We start from the raw sequence: 18032 nt of genomic DNA on the forward strand, positions 1-18032 counted from the left end.
TCTCTCAAAAACCATAGCGCGCTCCGATCAGCGCCTGTGCCGATGCCTGGTCGGAGCCGTCGCGCATCGAGCCGTAGAGGCCCGCCGTTGCCGTCAGGCTCAGGCGGCCGAGGCGGCGGGTGTAGGCGGTGTTGGCGCCCCAGCCGAACACGGCGGTGCTGCCGGGGATGTCCCCGTCATAATAGCTGGCGAGCAGGTTGAGCCCGATCGTCCCGTCGCGTCCGGCGGCGAGCGCGGCGAAGGCCTGGGCGTAGAAGCTCTCGTCCCAGCTGCCACCGCCGGCGGTCGCGGCGACGGGGGTGAGGAAGTCGCGCCGGGCGAAGCCGCCGCCGACGCCGAGCCGGGTGGTGCCGCGGCTCCACACCGCATTGGCGGTCAGCCCGCGGCCGCGATAGGCTGCCGTCGCCGCCGAGGAGAAGGCGCCGGCGATGCACCCGCCTGCCGCAGCCCCGCTGGTGCCGTAGATGCAGGCACCGGCCTGATTGCCGAACGGATCGGCGGTGGTGACGAAGCCTACCGGCAGCGCGGCAAGGCTGCCGCCGACCTGCTGGCCATAGGTTTCGACGGTATCGTACACCGCCACCTGGATGCCGCTGCCGTTGTTCCGCTGGAAGGTGAAGCTGCCGGTATAGCGCATCGCCCCGTAGCGGCGGCCGATCCGCACCTCGAACGCGGTTCGACGGCTCGGCCGCCAGAGCACGCCGCCATCCCAGAACATGCCGTCGAAATCATAGGCGATCCGCACGGGCGATGCGGGATCGGTGACATACCGCCCCGCCCCATCCACCACCGGCTGGCCACCGGCCCCGAGCAGCGGATCGCGCTGGCGGACGGTGATCTGCTCGTACCCCGCCCCGCCGACCAGCGCGACCGTGCGGCTGATCGGCGCGATCGCGTCGCCGCGCGCCGAACTGCTGGCAAAGCGCTGGTCGAGCTGGCTGGCATTCTCGCGCACCAGACCGCCGGTGACACTGAGCCCGATCGGCAGCACCGCGCCGGGCTTGGTGCCGATGCTGGCATTCACCGCATGCGAGGTGGACTGGTCGAACCGATTAACCTCGGGCAGCGTCGAGGAAACGCCGGTCGCTGCGCCACCGTCCACCTTGGTGAAGCCGAAGCGATAGGCGCCCTGCACGAACAGCGGGCCGGCATGGGTGTCGAGCTTGGGGCCGACATAGCCCGAATAGAGCTGGCTCACGTTGCGCGCAGTGGCCGCATTGCCGGTCAGCGCATCGCCGCGCGCATCGGTGCGGGTCCGGGTGGCGACGGCGCCAGCCTCCAGCGTCAAACCGCGGGCGACGGCGATCCGCGCCTGGGCGAGGCCGTTATGGCTGTCACCCGACTGCAGTCTGCCCTTCTCGGCGAAACGGTGCTGATATTGGTAGCTCACCTGCACCTGCACCCGGCGGGTACGGATGCTGCCGTCGAGCCCGGCACCGAGCTGCGAGTAGGTCAGCGTCTCGCCGCCGTTGAGTTCGGCGGTGGCGACCTGGCTCACCTCGATATAGGGCGTGACGGTCGCGCGGCGCTGGGCGGCCGCGGGCACGATCGCGGCGGCGCAGACGGCCAGCACGATCGCGCCACGGATCACCGGCCAGCCTGCGCGTAATAGCTGCCGAAGCGCCGGCCCGAGGGCTGGAACGACACCGCGTTGAGCACGAGCTGGATATGCTCGCACCCGTCGAGCGCGGCGACGGCGGCGCGGATATCCTCCTCGCTGGTACGATCGGCGCGCACCACCATCATCGTCTGCCCGACATGCAGCGCCAGCACCGAGGCGGGCGACGCAGCCAAGGCGGGCGGCGAGTCGAAGATCACGATACGGCGGGGGTTGGCCGCGGCCAGGCGATCCAGCATCGCCCGCGCGCCATCGCTCGCCAGCAGCTCGGTGTCGCTAACGCTGCGGGTGCCGGCGGGCAGGATCGCGAGCTGCGGCACGTCGGTGTCGACGATGCAGGCCTCGACATCGATCTGGCCGGCCAGCGCATCGAGCAGCCCCGGCCCCTCGCCCATGCCCAGGCGCTTGGAGACGTCGGGCTTGGCGAAATCGGCGTCGACCAGCAGGATCTCGACATCCTTCTCGGCCGCCATCGAAAGCGCGAGGTTGATCGCGCAGAAAGTCTTGCCCTCGTCAGGCTGGGCCGAGCAGACCAGGATCATCCGCGCGCGATCGGCATCGACGCCGGCGACGCCGCGGGCGGTGAGCAGCAGTTGCCGCTTCACCATGCGGAACTCCTCGGCGAGCGGCGTGATCGGCCCGCCGGGCACCAGCATACCCGCGGCGGCGAGGCGGTTGCGGTCGATCGGCACCATCGGGCGATCCGGCACCGTCGGCGTCGGCTTTGCCGTAGCGGGCGCTTCCTCTGCCGGAAGTCCCGGCATCATCGCGACCGCGCGCTGGATCAGCGAGCCGGTGAAGCGCTTGGGGCTATGTTCGTTCATCGTTCAGGCTCCGGCGCCATGGTGGAGCATGCCGACGAGCAGGATCGCGGCATAGGCAACGCCCAGCCCCACCACGCCGCCGAGGAAATGCTGGAGCTGCTTGCGCCGCCGCGCCCGCTGGCGCGGCGTGACCACCTCGCCGATCGAACCGATCACCGGCATGCCGCTGGCCCGTTCGAGCCGGCTCGCGGTGTCGAAGGTCGTGCGCAGTTTGGAGAGCAGGAACGCCGCCGCCATGCCCGCACCCAGCCCCGCGACCAGCACCGCGGTGAGCAGCATCGGCCGGTTGGGCGAGCTGGGGCTGCGTGGCTGGGTCGGCGGGTCGATGACGCTGAACTTCACCGCATCGGTCTGGCTCTGCGCCTGGCTGCTGATCCGCAGCTGTTCGCGGTCGGCGAGCAGCTTGGCATACTGGTCCTTGAGGACCTGATAGTCGCGGTCGATCTGGCCCTGTTCGGAAGCGGCCTGCGGCGCCTGGGTGAGCTTGGCGCTGAGCGCCGCGAGATCGCCCTGGATCTGCGCACGGCGCTGGCTGAGCGCTGCGACCTGCGCGGCCTTGTCCGCCTGCATTGAGCGGAGGCTGAGATAGAGCGGATTGGCGAAGCTACCCCCGCCCCCGCCGCCGGTCGGCTCGCGCGCCGCGGCCGCCTGTGCCCCGGCGATCTGCCGCTTGAGCGCGACCACATCGGGATGCGCGTCGGTAAAGCCGCGCGCGCGGGCATCGGAAAGCTGGGCCTGCAGGTCCGCGAGACGGGCGCGGGCCGGCCCGGTACCGACGGGGACGCCCCCCTGCCCGGCCACGCTCGCCGGCGTGCCCGCCATCTGTGCGTTGACCGCGCTCAAGCCGCTTTGTGCCGCAGCGAGATCGCTTTCGATCTGCTGGATCTGCTGCTGCGCTGCGCCGATCCGGTCGTCGAGCGAACCGGTGCCCGGCAGGCTCCCCAGGAAGCGCGACTGGAATTCGGCGCGCTTGGCCTCGGCAGCCTGCAGCGCCTGCTGGCGCTCGGCGAGCTGCTGGTCGAGAAAGGCGAGCGACTGGCTGCTTTCGTCGCGGCTGTCGGCGAGCTTGTTGTCGCGGAACAGCGCGATCAGCTTTTCCACCACCTGCCGGCAGATCGCCGGATCGGCGCCGGTCACCGCAATCTCGAACAGATTGTCCTGCTGGGCGGTGAGCTTGATCGCCTTTTGCAGCCCGGCGATGCGCGCGGCCAGATCCGCCGGCTTGGAGATCGTCTTCGCCAGATCGGTGCCGCGGACGACCTTCTCCAGGTTCACCGAACTGGTCAGGGTCTGGCGGATGCGATCGATATCCTGCTGCTGGCCGGCAGCCGCCACGCCGCCATCATTCGGCAGCACCTGGCGCAGCTCGACGAGTACCCGGGCCTTGGACTCGTAGCTGTCGGGGATGCGCGATACCGCCGCCCAGCCGACCACGCAGACGACCCACGCAATTGCCAGCGCCAGCGTGCGGCGCATCCACACCGCATGAATGGCGCTGCGGACCTCGTCGAACAGCCCCCCCATCAGAACATGCTCTGCGGGATGATGATCACGTCACCCGGCTCTAGCCGGACATTGGCCGAGGTGTCGCCGTTCTTCAGGAGATCGGCGAGGCGGAGCTTGAATTCGCGCTGCTTGCCGGTCTGCGGATCGTAGCGCACCAGCCGCGCGCGGTTGCCCGCGGCGAATTCGTTGAGCCCCCCCACCGCGATCATCGCGTCGAGGATCGACATGTTGGCGCGGTAGGGCAGCGAGGCCGGCTTCTCGGTCGCCCCAACCACGCGGATCTGCTGGCTGAACGTCCCCGAGAAATTCTCGACGATCACCGAGACGATCGGGTCCTTGATATACTCGCTGAGTGCGAGCTTTAGATCGTCGGCGAGCATCGCCGGCGTCTTGCCCACCGCCGGCATGTCGTTGATCAGCGGTGTGGTGATGCGGCCGTCGGGGCGCACCTGGACCTTGGTCGAGATCTCGGGATTGCGCCAGACGAAGATGTTGAGCTGGTCGAGCGGGCCGATGACATATTCGTCGCTCGGCGCTTCCTTGGCGCCGACGAAGCCCGCCGCGGGCAGCTCGGGACGCGGTCCGCCGCCGCCGCACGCCGATAGCTGCGCCATCAGCGCCAGCGTCGCCGCCGCCTTCATCCCGAACGAAACCGCCATTACCGTGCCTCCAAGCGGCAGCGAGGCGGCGTGTCGCGCACCCGTGCCGGACGGCGAGCTATGGCGCAGGACGCGTAAATTTAGCGTTAGGCGTCAGACTCCTGCCAGAACCTCGCGAACCGGCGGGTGGCCGAGGAACGCCTGCGGGCTGGCACTGGCGCCATAGGCCCCCGAGGCGAAGATCGCGATCAGGTCGCCCACCTCGGCGCGGGGCAGCGCGACGCGGTCCGCCAGACGGTCGAGCGGGGTGCAGAGCGGCCCGACCACGGTCACCACCTCCTCGGGCGCATCCTGCATACGGTGGGCAACGGCGATCGGATAGTTGCGGCGCACGACGGTGCCGAAATTGCCCGTCGCGGCGAGATGGTGGTGGAGCCCGCCGTCGACGACGAGAAAGGTCTCGCCCTGGCTTTCCTTGCGATCGATCACCCGGGCGAGATAGATCCCCGCTTCGCCGACCAGCCAGCGGCCGAGTTCGATCGCATAATGGGTATCGAGCCGGTCCAGTTCGCCTGCCAGCGCCGCGCCCACCGCCTCGGCGTCGAGCGGAAGGTCGCCCGGGAAATAGGGGATGCCGAAGCCGCCGCCGAGATTGACCAGCGGCGGCAGCGCCCCTGCCTCGTCGGCCAGGCGCGCGGCGAGGCCGATCGTGGCGCTCTGCGTCTCGATCACCGCCTCGGCGGACAGCGCCTGCGAGCCGGCATAGATGTGGAAGCCCCGCCAGTCGACGCCGGCTGCGATCAGCCGGCGGACGAGTGCGGGCACCCGCGCTGCGTCGATCCCGAAGGGGGATGCCCGCCCCCCCATCTTCATGCCGGAGCCGCGCAGTTCGAAATCGGGGTTCACCCGCACCGCCAGCCGCGGCGTGGTGCCGAGCCGATCGCCGATTGCCAGCGCGCGCTCAGCCTCGCCCTCCGACTCCAGGTTGAGCGTCACCCCCGCCCGGATCGCCGCTTCCAGCTCCGCGTCGCGCTTGCCGGGCCCGGCGAAGCTGATCGCCGCGGCGTCCATCACCGCCAGCGCCTTGTCCATCTCGCCTGCGGAGGCGACGTCGATCCCGTCGACCTGGGGCGCGATGGCGGCGATCAGCGGCGGAAACGGGTTGGCCTTGATCGCATAATGCAACGCCACCCGTTCCGGCATCGCCGCACGGAAGCGGGCGATCCGCGCCTGTACCGCGCCCGCGTCATACAGGTAGAGCGGCGTGCCGGCCGAAGCCCAGTCGGCGGCGCTGCGGCCCGCAACCTGCAGGTCCGGCTGTGCGGCATAGTCGGCGGGAATGGGCCCGGTGGGCTTGGCGTTCATAGGATCTCCGTCTTCAGCCCGGACCGGTCGAGCTTGCCATTGGCGTTCCGCGGCAGGCTTTCCCGCCAGACATAGCGTGCCGGTTGCTGGAAGCTGGGCAACTCGCGCCGCAACCGCGCGCGCAGTTCGTCCTCCCGGCTGCCGTCGCCGCGCGCGACGACGAGGATGGCCTGGCCGAGCCGCGGGTCGGGGATACCGAACGCCACCGCCTCGCTGGTCTCGCCGCCGGCCACCACTGCCTCCTCGATCTCGGTCGGACTGATCCGGTTGCCCGAGGATTTGATCATCTCGTCGTCGCGGCCGACGAAGCGGAGCAGCCCCTCGGCATCCTCGGCGACCGTATCGCCGGACCAGACCGCCATGCCCTGGTGCTCGGCAAAGGCCGGTGCCGGGCGGAAGCGCAGCGCGGTCCGTTCGGGATCGCGCCAATAGCCCTTGGCGACCAGCGGCCCGGCATGGACGAGCTCGCCCTGCTGCGCGCGACGCCCCTCGGCATCGACGATCAGGATTTCGGCAAAGGGAATGGCGCGGCCGATCGTGTCCGGGTGCGCGTCGACCAGCGACGGATCGAGATAGGTCGAACGGAACGCCTCGGTGAGGCCGTACATCGGGAAGAGATCTGCCTGCGAAAATCGATCGCGCAAGCCTTGGACCAGCGGCCGCGTGAGCGCCCCGCCCGAGTTGGTCAGCCGCTTGAGCATCGCCGCAGTGTCCGCCGGCCATTCCGCCTCGAGCAGTTGCACCCACAGCGGCGGCACGCCGGCCAGCGTGGTGATGCCGAACCGCGCCACCGCCTTCACCACGTCGCGCGCCGTCAGATAGTCGAGCGGCACCACCCGCGCGCCTGCGGCCCAAGTCGAGAAAAGCTGGTTCTGGCCATAGTCGAAGCTGAGCGGCAGCACGCCCAGTACCCGGTCCTCGGGCGCGATCTTGAGATAATGCGCGACGCTGATCGCGCCGAGCCAGAGATTGGCATGGCTGAGCATCACCCCCTTGGGCCGCCCGGTCGAGCCCGAGGTGTAGAGAATCCCCGCCAGCGCATCGGGGTCGGCGCTCGCGGGCGGCAGCCGATCGGTGCCGGTCAGCTCTTCCTCCGTGACGATCCGACAGTCGGCGGGCACGTCCCCCGGCTCGAGCGCCGCCAGCCGCGCCTGCTGCGTCACCAGCAGCCGCGCGCCGCTGTCCGCCAGGATATGCGCCACCTGCGCCCGCTTGAGCGCCGGGTTGATCGGCACGTGCACCAGTCCGGCGCGCGGGCCGGCGAGCGGCAGCAGGCACGCCGCGCGCGTCTTGGGCAGCCAGCTCGCCACCCGCTCGCCGGCGGGCATGCCGTGCACGGCCAGCGCATGCGACATGCCGCCGACCGCCGCCTCGAGTTCGGCATAGCTCAGCGTGCCGGCCTTGTCCTGCAAAGCAACGGCGTCCGGCGCGCCACGGAGCGGCAGCGCGTCTATAAGATGCGGGGCGGGATCGAGCGCGATCATGCACCACCCATAGTCTTGGCAGCGCCGCCGCCAAGCCTTACGGAAGCGCAAATTTCTTGCAGGGGAACCCCATTGCGGCCTGAAGCCATGCTCGACATCGAAACCACCGTCCGCGGCGTGCTGCGCGACGTGCTCGGGTTGAGCGACGAACGCGTCGCCGCGTTCGACGAGACCACGCCGCTGTTCGGCGCCCTGCCCGAGCTGGATTCGCTTGCCGTCGCCGGCGTGTTGACCGAGATCGAGGACCGGCTCGGCATCCTGATCGAGGACGACGAGGTCGACGGAGAGATGCTGGAGAGCTTCGGCACGCTCACCCGCTTCGCCGCGCAAAAGGTATTGGGGTGATCGAACCCTATGACTGGGCAGGCGGCCGCGAAGCGATGGTACGCTTCGGTCCCGGCAGCGGCCCCGTCGTTATCGCGGCACTGCCGCTGTTCGAGGAGGCGAACCGCATGCGCGGGTTCGCCGCGACGATCCTGCGGTCGCTCGCCGAGAATCACGGCATTGCCGGCGTCCTGCCCGAGCTTCCCGGCACCGGCGAAAGCCTGATCCCGAGCGAGCGTATCGCGATATCGGACCTGCGCGCGGGCTTCGCCGCGGCGGCCCGCACCGCGGGCGGTCGCGCCTACTCGATGGCGCTGCGCAGCGGCGCGTTGCTCGACGGCAGCGTGGTCATCCGCCGCCGCTGGCACTTCGCGCCGCAGCCCGGCGACGCGTTGCTGCGCGCGCTGCGCCGCATCCACCGCACCGGCGACGCGCCCGGCTATGGCGGGCACCGGTTGCCCGACACGTTTCTGGACGAGCTGCCCGACTGCCATGTCGAGCCAGCGCGCACGCTCCGGCTGGAAGGCGACACCCGCCCGGCCGATCGCCTCGTTCCCGGCCGAGCGCTGTGGCGCGAAGCCACGCCCGACAACGACCTCGCCCTCGCCGCGCTGCTCGCCGACGATCTGGCCGCCTGGGTGCGCATGTGCGAAGCCTGATCGGCTTTCCCTGCCTGGGCGACATTCTGGTCGGCACGCTCGACAGCGCGTCGGGCGCTACCGGGCTGCTGATCGTGTCGAACGGCAACGAGATCCGCAGCGGCCCGCATCGCAGCATGTCGCAGCTGGCGCACCGCATTGCCGCGGCCGGCTATCCGGCGTTCCGCTTCGATCGCCGGGGCGTCGGCGATTCGGCGGGCAGCAATCAGGGCTTTCTGGAAAGCGCGCCGGACATTGTCGCGGCAGCGGGGATCTTCCGGCGCGAGGCGAAGCTGCGGCGTGTGGTGGCATTCGGCAATGGCGACGGCGCAACGGCGCTCGCCTTGTTCCATGGCCAGGCGCGGATCGACGCGCTGCTGCTCGCCAATCCCGTCGTCGTCGCCCCCCTCCCCCCGCCGGAAGAACCCGAGGAGGGAGAAGCAGCGCGCGGCTGGATGCGGCAGATGATCGGCCGGGTCGGGACACGGCGGCCGGAGACGCATCGCAGCCTCGGCGGCGAGCTCGCCACGGCGTTCACCGCGGCGGAAGTGCCGATGACGGTGCTGCTCGCCACCCGCGACAAGATCGCCGCGGACTTCGCCGAATTCCTGCACAAGCCGGCCTTCGCCGCCGCCGGGACCCGGGTTCGCCGTAAGCAGTTTGATACCGCCAGCCACGTCTTCGCCGGCACCGCCGACAAGGCCTGGCTCTACGAGCGGGTGATCGAGGCGCTCGCCGAACAGCGAGCGCCCTGACCTTTCGTCATTCGGCAGCCTGGGCCACCGTCTCGAAATCGGCAGCAGCGAGGAAGCGCTCAGCGTCGAGCGCGGCCATGCAGCCGGTCCCCGCGGCGGTGATCGCCTGCCGGTAATGCTTGTCCATCACGTCGCCGCAGGCGAATACGCCGGGCACACTCGTGTTGGTCGTGCCCTTCTCGACCTGGATATAGCCATCGTCGTCGAGCGCGATATGGCCGCGGAACAGCTCGGTCGCCGGGTGGTGGCCGATTGCGACGAAGCCGCCGTCCACCTCCAGCGTCGAGAGCGCGCCGGTCACCGTGTCCTTCAGCTCGATGCCGACCAACCCCTCGGGCTGGCCGCCGCCGATGAAGCGGACGACTTCCTTGTTCCACGCCATGGTGATCCGCTCGTTGGCGAACAGGCGCTGCTGGAGGATCTTCTCGGCGCGCAGCGAATCGCGGCGGTGGATCAGCGTCACGTCATGGCTGTGGTTGGTGAGGTAGAGCGCTTCCTCGACCGCGGTGTTGCCGCCGCCGATCACGGCCACCTTCTTGCCGCGGAAGAAGAAGCCATCGCAGGTCGCGCAGGCGCTGACGCCCTTGCCCTTGAGCAGCTCTTCCGAATCGAGGCCCAGCCAGCGCGCCTGCGCGCCGGTGGCGATCACCAGCGTGTCGCCGGTGTAAACGGTGCCGCCGTCGCCGATGAGGCGGAACGGCCGCTGGCTGACGTCGATCTCGACGATCGTGTCCCACATCATCTGGGCGCCGACATGCTCCGCCTGGGCCTGCATCTCCTGCATCAGCCACGGGCCCTGAATGACCTCGCGAAAGCCGGGATAATTCTCGACATCGGTGGTGGTCATCAACTGGCCACCGGGCTGGATGCCCTGGACGACGATGGGGGCGAGCCCCGCGCGTGCGCCATAGATGGCGGCCGAGAGGCCGGCGGGGCCGGAGCCCAGGATCAACATGCGGGTAGAATGGGTGGCGGTCATGGTCTGCTTTCCGACGAATCTTCGATGCCGCTTCTAGAGACAGCGCATCGTCGGAAGCAACATGGCGTCGCGGGACACATCTGCAACGCCGTGCCGCAACGGAAAAGCTGTTACGGCACCAAGACGAACTTCGTGGGGATCAGCGAAGGATCCACACCGCCACGCTGGCCCAGAAAAGCACGCTGCCCATGGCCATGATCAACAGGCTGCCCGATGCGGCGGGATCGACACCCCGGCCTTCGACCTGCTCCGGCGGCAATTCATGTAATGCACGCATTATACGGCGACTCCGTTCAAGCGACCCTCTTCCTGTTCTTCGTTATAGACGATCCGGAATCGCGCGCCGTTCCGGTATTATGCCTAATTTGTTACAGCGACTGGGGGATACAAGTCCAGCGATGGAATCGTGCTGGGCGCATCTTCACGCTGAACGACCCCAACGACCTTGTCTTCCTCGGTTCCGGCGCTCAGCACCAGAGTCTTGGGGGTTAGCGCACTGCCATCGGCGAAGGAATGGAAGACCAACAATCGCGTTCGCGTCGCGCGGCCGCCATTGTCGAGCACCAGCGCCAGCCGGTCCGATGCGAGCCGCACCAGCATGCCCGGCGGGTAGAGATTGATGCTGCGCATGAACTGAAACAGCAGTTCGCGATCGAAATGCCCGTCCCAGCTCCACATCGCGCCCAGAGCACGGGCGGGCAACCAGGCGCGCTTGTAGGCGCGGTGCGAGGTGAGCGCATCATAGACATCGCAGATGGCCCCCATTCGCGCCGGCAGGCTGATGGCGTCTGCCTTCAGCCCGTGCGGATAGCCGTTGCCGTCCCAGCGCTCGTGATGGTGGAGGCACACTTCGATCGCCAGCGGCGGCATCGCCCCATCCTCGCGCAACAGCGCCACGCCCTCCTCCGGATGGGTGCGCACCAGCGCGAATTCCTCGGGCGAGAGGCGGCCGGGCTTGTCGAGCACCGCATCGGGGATCGCGACCTTGCCGACATCGTGGAGCAGCCCGGCAAGCCCGAGCGTGCGCACCGCCTCGTCGTCCATCGCAAGGTGGCGTGCCAGGTTGACCATCAGCGTGCAGACCGCGACCGAATGGAGATAGGTATATTGATGCTTGCTCTTGAGCTGGAGCACGCGGAGCAAGGCCGAGGCGTTGCGGTCGAGCTGGCCGGCGATGTCGTCGACCAGCGCGGCGACCTTTTCATGCGCGACCGCCCGCCCGAGCCGAACGTCGTCGAAGGTATTGCGCACGGTATCGAGCGCCCCTGCCACCAGCGCGGCCGCCTCCGCCTGATCAGCGGAGAAGCGGGCGGCGGGGGAGCCGGGAAGCGGTCGTTTTGGGGAAAACGCGGGCGATGGCCGGTGCGGCTCGGCTTCATTCCCGTCGCGGATGGCCGAGGACAGCGTATCGCTATCTGACGACGGGGCCTGCGACCGCGCGACATCGATGATCACGCCCCCCTGAAACGCGCGAAGCTTCTCAAGATCCTCCCGATCGGTGAGCAGGAAACGCGTTCGCCAGAAGGGATGCTCCCACCACGACCCCTCGAAGCCGTGAATGAACATCCCCAGGCGGACCTCTGCCGCGCTGACGGTCTTCAGCGCCATCGGGCGCGCCTTGCCCCGTTTGATGCGGACGCTCCGCAAGAGCGCCTCTTTCTCGACACGTCGCCGGGCCTCCCAAAGGCTCAAAGTCTTCCGAACGCTAAGTCCTAGTACCTAATCGACAATGTGCGGATATCGTTAGCCAGTCGCTAACAGGGGCGCCTTTTGAGAATAATGGTCTACGCCTGCCGTTTCTGCGACGGCACCCGAAGCAGGCGAAATCAAATATCCCAAGGTTGAAACTATATTTCGCACCCGAGAATGAATCAGACTAGTGTTGGAGCCAGATTACTCCCACGGCGCCATATCCTACCTTCGCCTTCGGCAATAAACGGTTGGGTTACAGCGATTTTTTAAACCCTCCCTTAACTTCGCCGATGATAGCGGCCCCTCCCGCAGCGCCAAGTCCTGGCTTGGTCTGAAGCGATGAAAAGTCGCCGCTGCGCAAAAAGGGAACAGCTTCATGATTTTGATGAATTCCGCGCGTTTTCTGAACCTGCGGTATGGAATTTCGACCGCAGCGCTGCTGACGGCAATCGCCGCGCCGGCGCACGCGCAGACCGCTGCCCCCACTACGGCGACTGATACCGGCGCGAGCACGGTTGAGGCGACGCAGGATCCGGCAACGCCCGACGTTCAGGAGCAGGCTCCCGCTGACCAGGCACCGATCGTTGTCACCGGCACGCTGTTCCGTGATTCCAATGCAAGCTCGATCTCGCCGGTAACCGTGCTGAGCTCGGCAACCCTACAGCGCGCGAACATCACCACCGCCCAGGATGCGATTCGCTCGGTCTCGGCGGATAGCGCCGGTTCGATCTCCACCGGCTTCCGCAACGGCTTCTCGGCCGGCGGCGCCGCCGTCTCCCTCCGCGGCCTTGGCGTCTCGTCGACCGTGGTGCTGATCGACGGCCTGCGCTCGGCCAACTTCCCGCTCAACGATGACGGCCACAATAGCTATGTCGACCTGAACTCGATCCCGTTCAGCATCGTCGACCGGATCGAAGTGCTGAAGGACGGCGCGTCCTCCACCTATGGCGCCGATGCGATCGGCGGCGTGGTCAACCTGATCAGCAAGAAGAACTTCAAGGGGCTCGAAGGCTCGGTCCAGGGCGGCACGACCGGCCATGGCGACGGTTCGCACTACCGCGCGACGCTGACCGGCGGCGTGGGCGACTATCGCGAGCAGGGCTGGAACTTCTACCTGAACGGTGAATACACCTATGACGGGTTCATCACCAACCACTCGCGGGGCTATCCGTTCAACACGCTCGATCTGCGCCCCAGCGGACTGAAGGATCAGAACTCCAACGACGAATCGCTGACCACGTCGAACCCGCAGGCCGTCGTTACCCAGGTCAGGCAGACTGACCTCAACAATCCACTGGCGGGCCAGGCCGGTGCGCCGATCACCAACCAGTATCAGTTGCTCAACCCGAACAGCTGCCCCTACGGCACCTTCACTGTGAACTCGGCCAACGAGAAGGGCACCGGCTGCTCGCACAACCTGCCCGATGAATATTTCATCATTCAGCCCAAGCAGCAGCGCTACTCGACCACGGGTCGCCTCAGCGTGCGCCTTGCCGACAACTGGGAAGCGTTCGCCAGCGGCAGCTATTCGCACTCTGAAGTCACCATCACCGGCGGACCATCGAACATCCGTCAGACCCAGCCCTTCGGCGGCGCCTCGGCGGTCGCTTCGAACAACCCGGGCATCGTGCTGCCGGTCTATGTCTGCGCTGCGGGCGTGAACTGCGACACTGCCGCGGACAAGCGCCTGAACCCGAATAACCCCTATGCTCAGGCCAATGCCGCTACGCCCAGCCAAGGCGCCGCGCGCATCTATTATCTGTTCGGCGACATTCCCGCCGGCAGCTTCCGCTATGTCGACGTCTTCCGGGCGACCGGCGGCATCTCGGGCGATCTCGGCAACGGCTTCAAGTTCCGCCTGAACGGCGTCTATGCTCGCGACAATTTCAGCGTTACGCAGCACGGGTTCATCAACATCCAGGGATTGGTGAACGCGATCAACACCGGCGCGTACAACTTCGTCAACCCGGAGCAGAATACCGCCGCCGTCCGCGCTCAGGTTTCGCCGGACCGCACCACCCCGTCCTATTCGACGGTTGCGACGATCGGCGGCTCGCTGATCAAGTCGCTGGTGGAACTACCGGGCGGTGACCTGAATATCGGCGCGGGCTTCCAGCTTCGCCGCGAAACTCTCATGAACCGCAACCAGAATGCGGACCTTGCCTATTACGGCTTGACCACCTCCTCGGCACAGGGTCGCCAGACCGTAAGCGCCGGCTTCTTTGAAATCGACGCGCCGTTCACGCGCACCCTCGATCTCAACGTGTCGGGCCGCTACGATCATTATTCGCAGGGCTACAGCCACTTCTCGCCAAAGGTCGGCGCAAAGTTCAGCCCTGTCGAGCAGATCTCCTTCCGCGCCACCTACTCGCAGGGTTTCCGTGCACCGACCTTCGCAGAGTACAACCCGGCGAGCAGCTATGCGGGCTTCTCCACCTTCGAACTGCCGAAGGACTTCATCGCCGCCCACGCGAGCAATGCGGCCTATATCGTCAAGTACAGCCTGGGCAGCGGCGCGCGCGGCAACCCCGACCTTTTGCCTGAATCCTCCCGCAGCATCACCTTCGGGACGATCCTGAAGCCGACGCGCTGGTTCAACATGACGGTCGACTACTACAACATCAAGAAGTCGAACCTGATCGTTAGCGGACCCCTGGCACCCAAGGCGGTCGACGAATACTACAAACAGAAGACCCCGGAGGCGGGCTGCGCGGCGCTCGCGGCGGTTGGACCGGGCTACAAGTGCAAGGTCATCGACGCACCCGATCCGTTCAATCCGACCGCGCTGCCGCGTCTGCTGGTGTACGAAGTCCCGTATGTCAACGCCAACTATCAGCTGAGCTCCGGCCTGGACATGCAGGCGAACGTGAACGTCGCACTATCGAACAACGTGCGCCTGTTCAGTCGCCTCGACGTCACCCGGGTCTTCCGTCTCGACCTGGTCACCCCGGAGGGCGTGGTTCAGAAGTATGCGGGCACGCTCGGGCCGTACAAGCTCTCGTCGGGCGGCGGCACCCCGCGCCTGCGCGGCAACTGGCAGAATTCGCTGGAGGTCGGCAAGCTCTCGCTCACCACGACGACCTACTATGTGGGCCGAATCAAGCAGGTTGCGGCGGACGATATCACTGCCCAAAATGGCGTGATCGACCTTTCGTGCGCCAACACCAAGGCAGCGGTCGTCAAGGACGGCGACAAGAGCTACCAGTGCTTCGTTCGCCCGTTCATCTACACGGACCTGAACGCTGCCGTTCAGGTGAACGACAAGTTCCGCTTCTTCGTCAACGTCCAGAACCTGACCAATGCACGCGCTCCGCTTGCATCGGGCGCCTATGCCAGCAATCCGAACTATCTGAGCAGCTGGCATTACGCAGGTCTCGTCGGCCGCAACTTCAGCGCCGGCGCGAACTTCAAGTTCTGATCCGTATCGGTTGAACAGTGCGCATCGGGAGGGCTTCGTGCCGTCCCGATGCGCATTGCCGTTCAAACCCGCGTCGATGCACAAAGCGCCGGGAAGCCCCGCCGCCGATCGCCTAACCGAGCAGCATCCGCGCGCCCAGTGCCGCGGCCAGCGCTGGCGCCATCGTCACCGCGCCGACCTTCAGAAACCGCCAAAACCCGACATCCTCGCCTTCGCGCCGGATCGCCTGCAGCCACAGGATCGTCGCAAGGCTGCCGGTGATCGACAGGTTCGGGCCCAGATCCACCCCGATCAGAAGCGCGTCCACCATCAGCCGCGGCGCATGCGCCTGCGCCACTGCCTCGCTAGCGATCAGCCCGGCAGGCAGGTTGTTCATGAGGTTGGACGCAACCGCCAGGATCGCCCCCGCCCCCGCCGCGCCGAGCACCGGCGCCTCCGCCGCAGCGCGCAGCGCCTGTGCGACCATCCCTATCACCCCGGTGCGGCCGAGCGCCTCCACCAGTATGAACAGGCCGGCGACGAGCGGCAGCACGCTCCAGGAGACCGCGCGCGCCAGCGCCACCGGCGACCGCTTCGCCCGCAGGCAGACGAGCAGCGTCGTCGCCACGCCCGCGATGCAGGTGGGCAGTCCCAGCGGCCGGTCCAGCGCGGACATTGCCAGCAGCAGCAGCGCGGTCGCGGCGATGCCCGCCAGCCCCGCTTTGCCCCCGCCCGAGAGCGGCGTGCGGGCGATGTCGGTCTCGCAGTTCGCCGACAGCCGCTCCCGCTCCGCCCATCGCAGCATCCAGAAGGTCACGACGATCGCGGCCACCGAAGGCAATGCGAACGAGTCGAACCATTGGCCGAGCGGCGGCATCCTGCCCCCGTACAGCACCAGATTTGCGGGATTGGAGATCGGCAGCACGAAGCTCGCGGCATTGGCGATCAGCGCGCACGCGAGGAGCATCGGCAGCGGGTCGGCCTTGGCCTTGCGCGCGGCGGCGTACACGGCAGGGGTCAGCACCACGGCGGTCGCGTCGTTCGACAGGAAGGTGGTGGTGACCACGCCGGTCAGATACACCAGCAGGAACAGCCGCGCCGTCGATCCGCGCGCATGGGCGGCAGCGGTCGCCGCAACCCAATCGAACAGCCCCTGCTCGCGCGCGGTCTCGCTCAGCAGCATCATGCCGATCAGGAACAGATAGACGTCGAGCCCCTTGGCGACTGCGCCCGCCGCCGCCCCCAAGGGCATCAGGCCGAGGAGCAGCAGCAGTGCCGCGCCAGCTACCGCCCAGATCGCCTCGGGCCAGCGAAACGGGCGCAGGATCACGCCCGCCGTGGCGGCGCAGCAGATGCCCCAGGTGGCGATCGTCGCGGGGGTCATGCGCCTTGCGACGGCCGTGCACCGGCACAAGCGGGCCGCAGGATCGCGGCAAAGCCGATCCACAGCGCCAGGCTGATCAGGGCGAAGCTGCCGAGAATGTAGAAGGCGGCGCGGTAGCCGATCGCCTGCGCCAGCCAGCCGCCGATCGCCGGGCTGAGCGACGCGCCCACGCCCTGCACGGTCATCACCGCGCCCTGGCCGACGTTCACCCGTCCGGTGCCGTCGAGCATGCAGGCCACCAGCCCCGGCACCGCGACGCTCTGCAGCCCTGCACCGATGCCGTCCAGCGCCTGCACCGGCCATACGCCCCAATGTTCGATGAAGCTGCCCGCGAGCAGCCCGCGCAGCGGCAGCGCCGCGAACGAGATCAGCAGCACCAGCCAATAGCCGCGTCCCGCTGCCATCCGCATCGCGAGCAGCGCGGCGAGGATCATCACCGCCTGCGCCACCACCACCGTCATGGCGGTAAACAGCGCCGCATCGCCCTTGCCCGCGCCGACGACGGCCAGCCCGTACAGCGGCAGCATCGCGCCATTGCCGAGGTGGAAGCAGGCAAGCGCGGCCGCGAGAATCAGCAGCGGCTTGGTGTGGAACAGCGCGGCGAAGCCCTCGGCCTGGCCCTTCCCCGCATCCGCATCCTTGTCTTGCTTCGCCTCGAGCCCGCGGGCGCTGGCATGGTCGATGGCGCGTTCCGGGATCATCAGCACCGACGCGATCGCCAAGACCCCGAAAGCCGCGGCGAGGTAGAAGATCGCCGGCATCCCGAACTTCCAGCCGAGCCAGCCGGACAGTCCTGCCCCGACCATGTTGCCCGCATGGTTCCAGGCCTGGTTGCGGCCGTTCTGCGCGTTGAACCCAGCCTGCCGGACGACGCCCAGCGTCATCCCGGTCACCGCCGGGCCGATCGCCGCACCGGCGATGGCGGTCGCCACCTGGCTGACCGTCACTACCCAGCCTGCCTGGGAAAGCAGGATCAGGAACGAAGCGAGCACCGTGCAGATGCCGGTGACGATCACCACCAGCCGCTTCTTCTCGGTATGGTCGATAAAGGCGCCCGCGGGGACCGTCATTACCATACCCGCGACGCCGCCGGCGGTCATTACCGTGCCGATGGGGCCGGCAGTCCAGCCGCGCTGCTGGAGGAATACGCCCAGAAAGGGGCCGATGCCCGCCTGCATGTCCGCCATGAAGAAATTGAGCGCCTGGAGCGCGCGGGTCGCACGCTTGTGGGCGCCGCCGCGTTCGGCCGCGGTACCTGATGCCTTCGCCGTTCCCGTTGCCATCCACGCGCCTTCCAAAGCCGTGGGGGCCCAACTGCGCAAAGGTTTGAAATATCCTCGGCTGGTCTGATTTAGGTTAGTGGCGCGAGCGTGCCGATACGGAGAGAAGGGCCGAGATGCGTCTGAAAAGACGCCTCTCAGGCCTGTCGTCGACAGCCAACTATCGGAAGGCTTCCTGAGCCGGATC

The 18032-nt window shown here is 67.8% G+C and carries 15 protein-coding genes; 4 read left to right on the forward strand and 11 right to left on the reverse strand.

Annotated features, from left to right (window positions below; genetic code table 11):
• Window positions 1-4 precede the first annotated feature (4 nt).
• From ABIC35_RS06540 to ABIC35_RS06565, 6 genes are all read right to left on the reverse strand, one after another.
• The gene (locus tag ABIC35_RS06540; RefSeq protein WP_121077698.1) at window positions 5-1591 is read right to left on the reverse strand and encodes a hypothetical protein; all 1587 of its coding nucleotides are present in this window, start codon (window positions 1589-1591) and stop codon (window positions 5-7) included.
• The gene (locus ABIC35_RS06545) at window positions 1588-2442 is read right to left on the reverse strand and encodes an AAA family ATPase (protein WP_121077700.1); all 855 of its coding nucleotides are present in this window, start codon (window positions 2440-2442) and stop codon (window positions 1588-1590) included. The genes ABIC35_RS06540 and ABIC35_RS06545 overlap by 4 nt, the downstream gene beginning before the upstream one ends.
• Before the next feature lie 3 nt (window positions 2443-2445).
• On the reverse strand, window positions 2446-3966 hold the full coding sequence (locus ABIC35_RS06550; RefSeq protein WP_121077702.1) for an XrtA system polysaccharide chain length determinant: 1521 nt from the start codon (window positions 3964-3966) through the stop codon (window positions 2446-2448).
• Window positions 3966-4562, reverse strand: coding sequence for an XrtA/PEP-CTERM system exopolysaccharide export protein (locus ABIC35_RS06555; RefSeq protein WP_183049498.1), 597 nt, complete (start codon window positions 4560-4562; stop codon window positions 3966-3968). The genes ABIC35_RS06550 and ABIC35_RS06555 overlap by 1 nt, the downstream gene beginning before the upstream one ends.
• Before the next feature lie 138 nt (window positions 4563-4700).
• Window positions 4701-5912: a pyridoxal-dependent decarboxylase, exosortase A system-associated gene (locus ABIC35_RS06560; RefSeq protein ID WP_121077706.1), complete on the reverse strand. Its 1212-nt coding sequence runs from the start codon at window positions 5910-5912 to the stop codon at window positions 4701-4703.
• Window positions 5909-7396 (reverse strand): acyl-CoA ligase (AMP-forming), exosortase A system-associated, encoded by a 1488-nt coding sequence (locus ABIC35_RS06565; protein ID WP_183049401.1) that lies wholly within the window; start codon window positions 7394-7396, stop codon window positions 5909-5911. Before ABIC35_RS06565 ends, ABIC35_RS06560 begins: the two co-directional genes overlap by 4 nt.
• Window positions 7397-7483: 87 nt before the next feature.
• Between ABIC35_RS06565 and ABIC35_RS06570 the strand changes: the two genes are divergently transcribed.
• Genes ABIC35_RS06570 through ABIC35_RS06580 form a run of 3 tightly spaced genes read left to right on the forward strand, consistent with a single transcriptional unit; the run spans window position 7484 to window position 9113 of the window.
• Complete coding sequence (locus ABIC35_RS06570; protein ID WP_093295256.1) at window positions 7484-7741, forward strand: acyl carrier protein; 258 nt, start codon at window positions 7484-7486, stop codon at window positions 7739-7741.
• The gene (locus ABIC35_RS06575) at window positions 7738-8379 is read left to right on the forward strand and encodes a hypothetical protein (protein WP_121077708.1); all 642 of its coding nucleotides are present in this window, start codon (window positions 7738-7740) and stop codon (window positions 8377-8379) included. The genes ABIC35_RS06570 and ABIC35_RS06575 overlap by 4 nt, the downstream gene beginning before the upstream one ends.
• Entirely contained in the window at window positions 8367-9113 is a 747-nt protein-coding gene (locus ABIC35_RS06580; protein ID WP_354278353.1) for a thioesterase, read from the forward strand. The genes ABIC35_RS06575 and ABIC35_RS06580 overlap by 13 nt, the downstream gene beginning before the upstream one ends.
• Before the next feature lie 7 nt (window positions 9114-9120).
• Here ABIC35_RS06580 and trxB read toward each other — a convergent pair whose 3' ends face one another.
• From trxB to ABIC35_RS06595, 3 genes are all read right to left on the reverse strand, one after another.
• Window positions 9121-10092 (reverse strand): thioredoxin-disulfide reductase, encoded by a 972-nt coding sequence (gene trxB / locus ABIC35_RS06585; RefSeq protein WP_121077710.1) that lies wholly within the window; start codon window positions 10090-10092, stop codon window positions 9121-9123.
• Between the two features lie 139 nt (window positions 10093-10231).
• A complete protein-coding gene (locus tag ABIC35_RS06590; protein WP_164521722.1) occupies window positions 10232-10369 on the reverse strand; it encodes a hypothetical protein in 138 nt (45 codons plus the stop codon).
• Between the two features lie 83 nt (window positions 10370-10452).
• The gene (locus ABIC35_RS06595) at window positions 10453-11700 is read right to left on the reverse strand and encodes an HD-GYP domain-containing protein (RefSeq protein WP_147425883.1); all 1248 of its coding nucleotides are present in this window, start codon (window positions 11698-11700) and stop codon (window positions 10453-10455) included.
• Window positions 11701-12169: 469 nt separating this feature from the next.
• Between ABIC35_RS06595 and ABIC35_RS06600 the strand changes: the two genes are divergently transcribed.
• Window positions 12170-15202, forward strand: a complete 3033-nt coding sequence (locus tag ABIC35_RS06600) for a TonB-dependent receptor domain-containing protein (RefSeq protein WP_121077714.1) — start codon at window positions 12170-12172, stop codon at window positions 15200-15202.
• 112 nt (window positions 15203-15314) lie between these two features.
• On the opposite strand, the gene ABIC35_RS06605 is transcribed toward ABIC35_RS06600, so the two are convergent.
• Together ABIC35_RS06605 and ABIC35_RS06610 are read right to left on the reverse strand one after the other, a co-directional pair.
• Window positions 15315-16565, reverse strand: coding sequence for an arsenic transporter (locus tag ABIC35_RS06605; RefSeq protein ID WP_121077716.1), 1251 nt, complete (start codon window positions 16563-16565; stop codon window positions 15315-15317).
• Complete coding sequence (locus ABIC35_RS06610) at window positions 16562-17848, reverse strand: MFS transporter (RefSeq protein ID WP_121077718.1); 1287 nt, start codon at window positions 17846-17848, stop codon at window positions 16562-16564. The genes ABIC35_RS06605 and ABIC35_RS06610 overlap by 4 nt, the downstream gene beginning before the upstream one ends.
• Window positions 17849-18032: the final 184 nt, after the last annotated feature.

Source organism: Sphingomonas trueperi (assembly GCF_040545965.1).
Lineage (GTDB): Bacteria > Pseudomonadota > Alphaproteobacteria > Sphingomonadales > Sphingomonadaceae > Sphingomonas > Sphingomonas trueperi_C.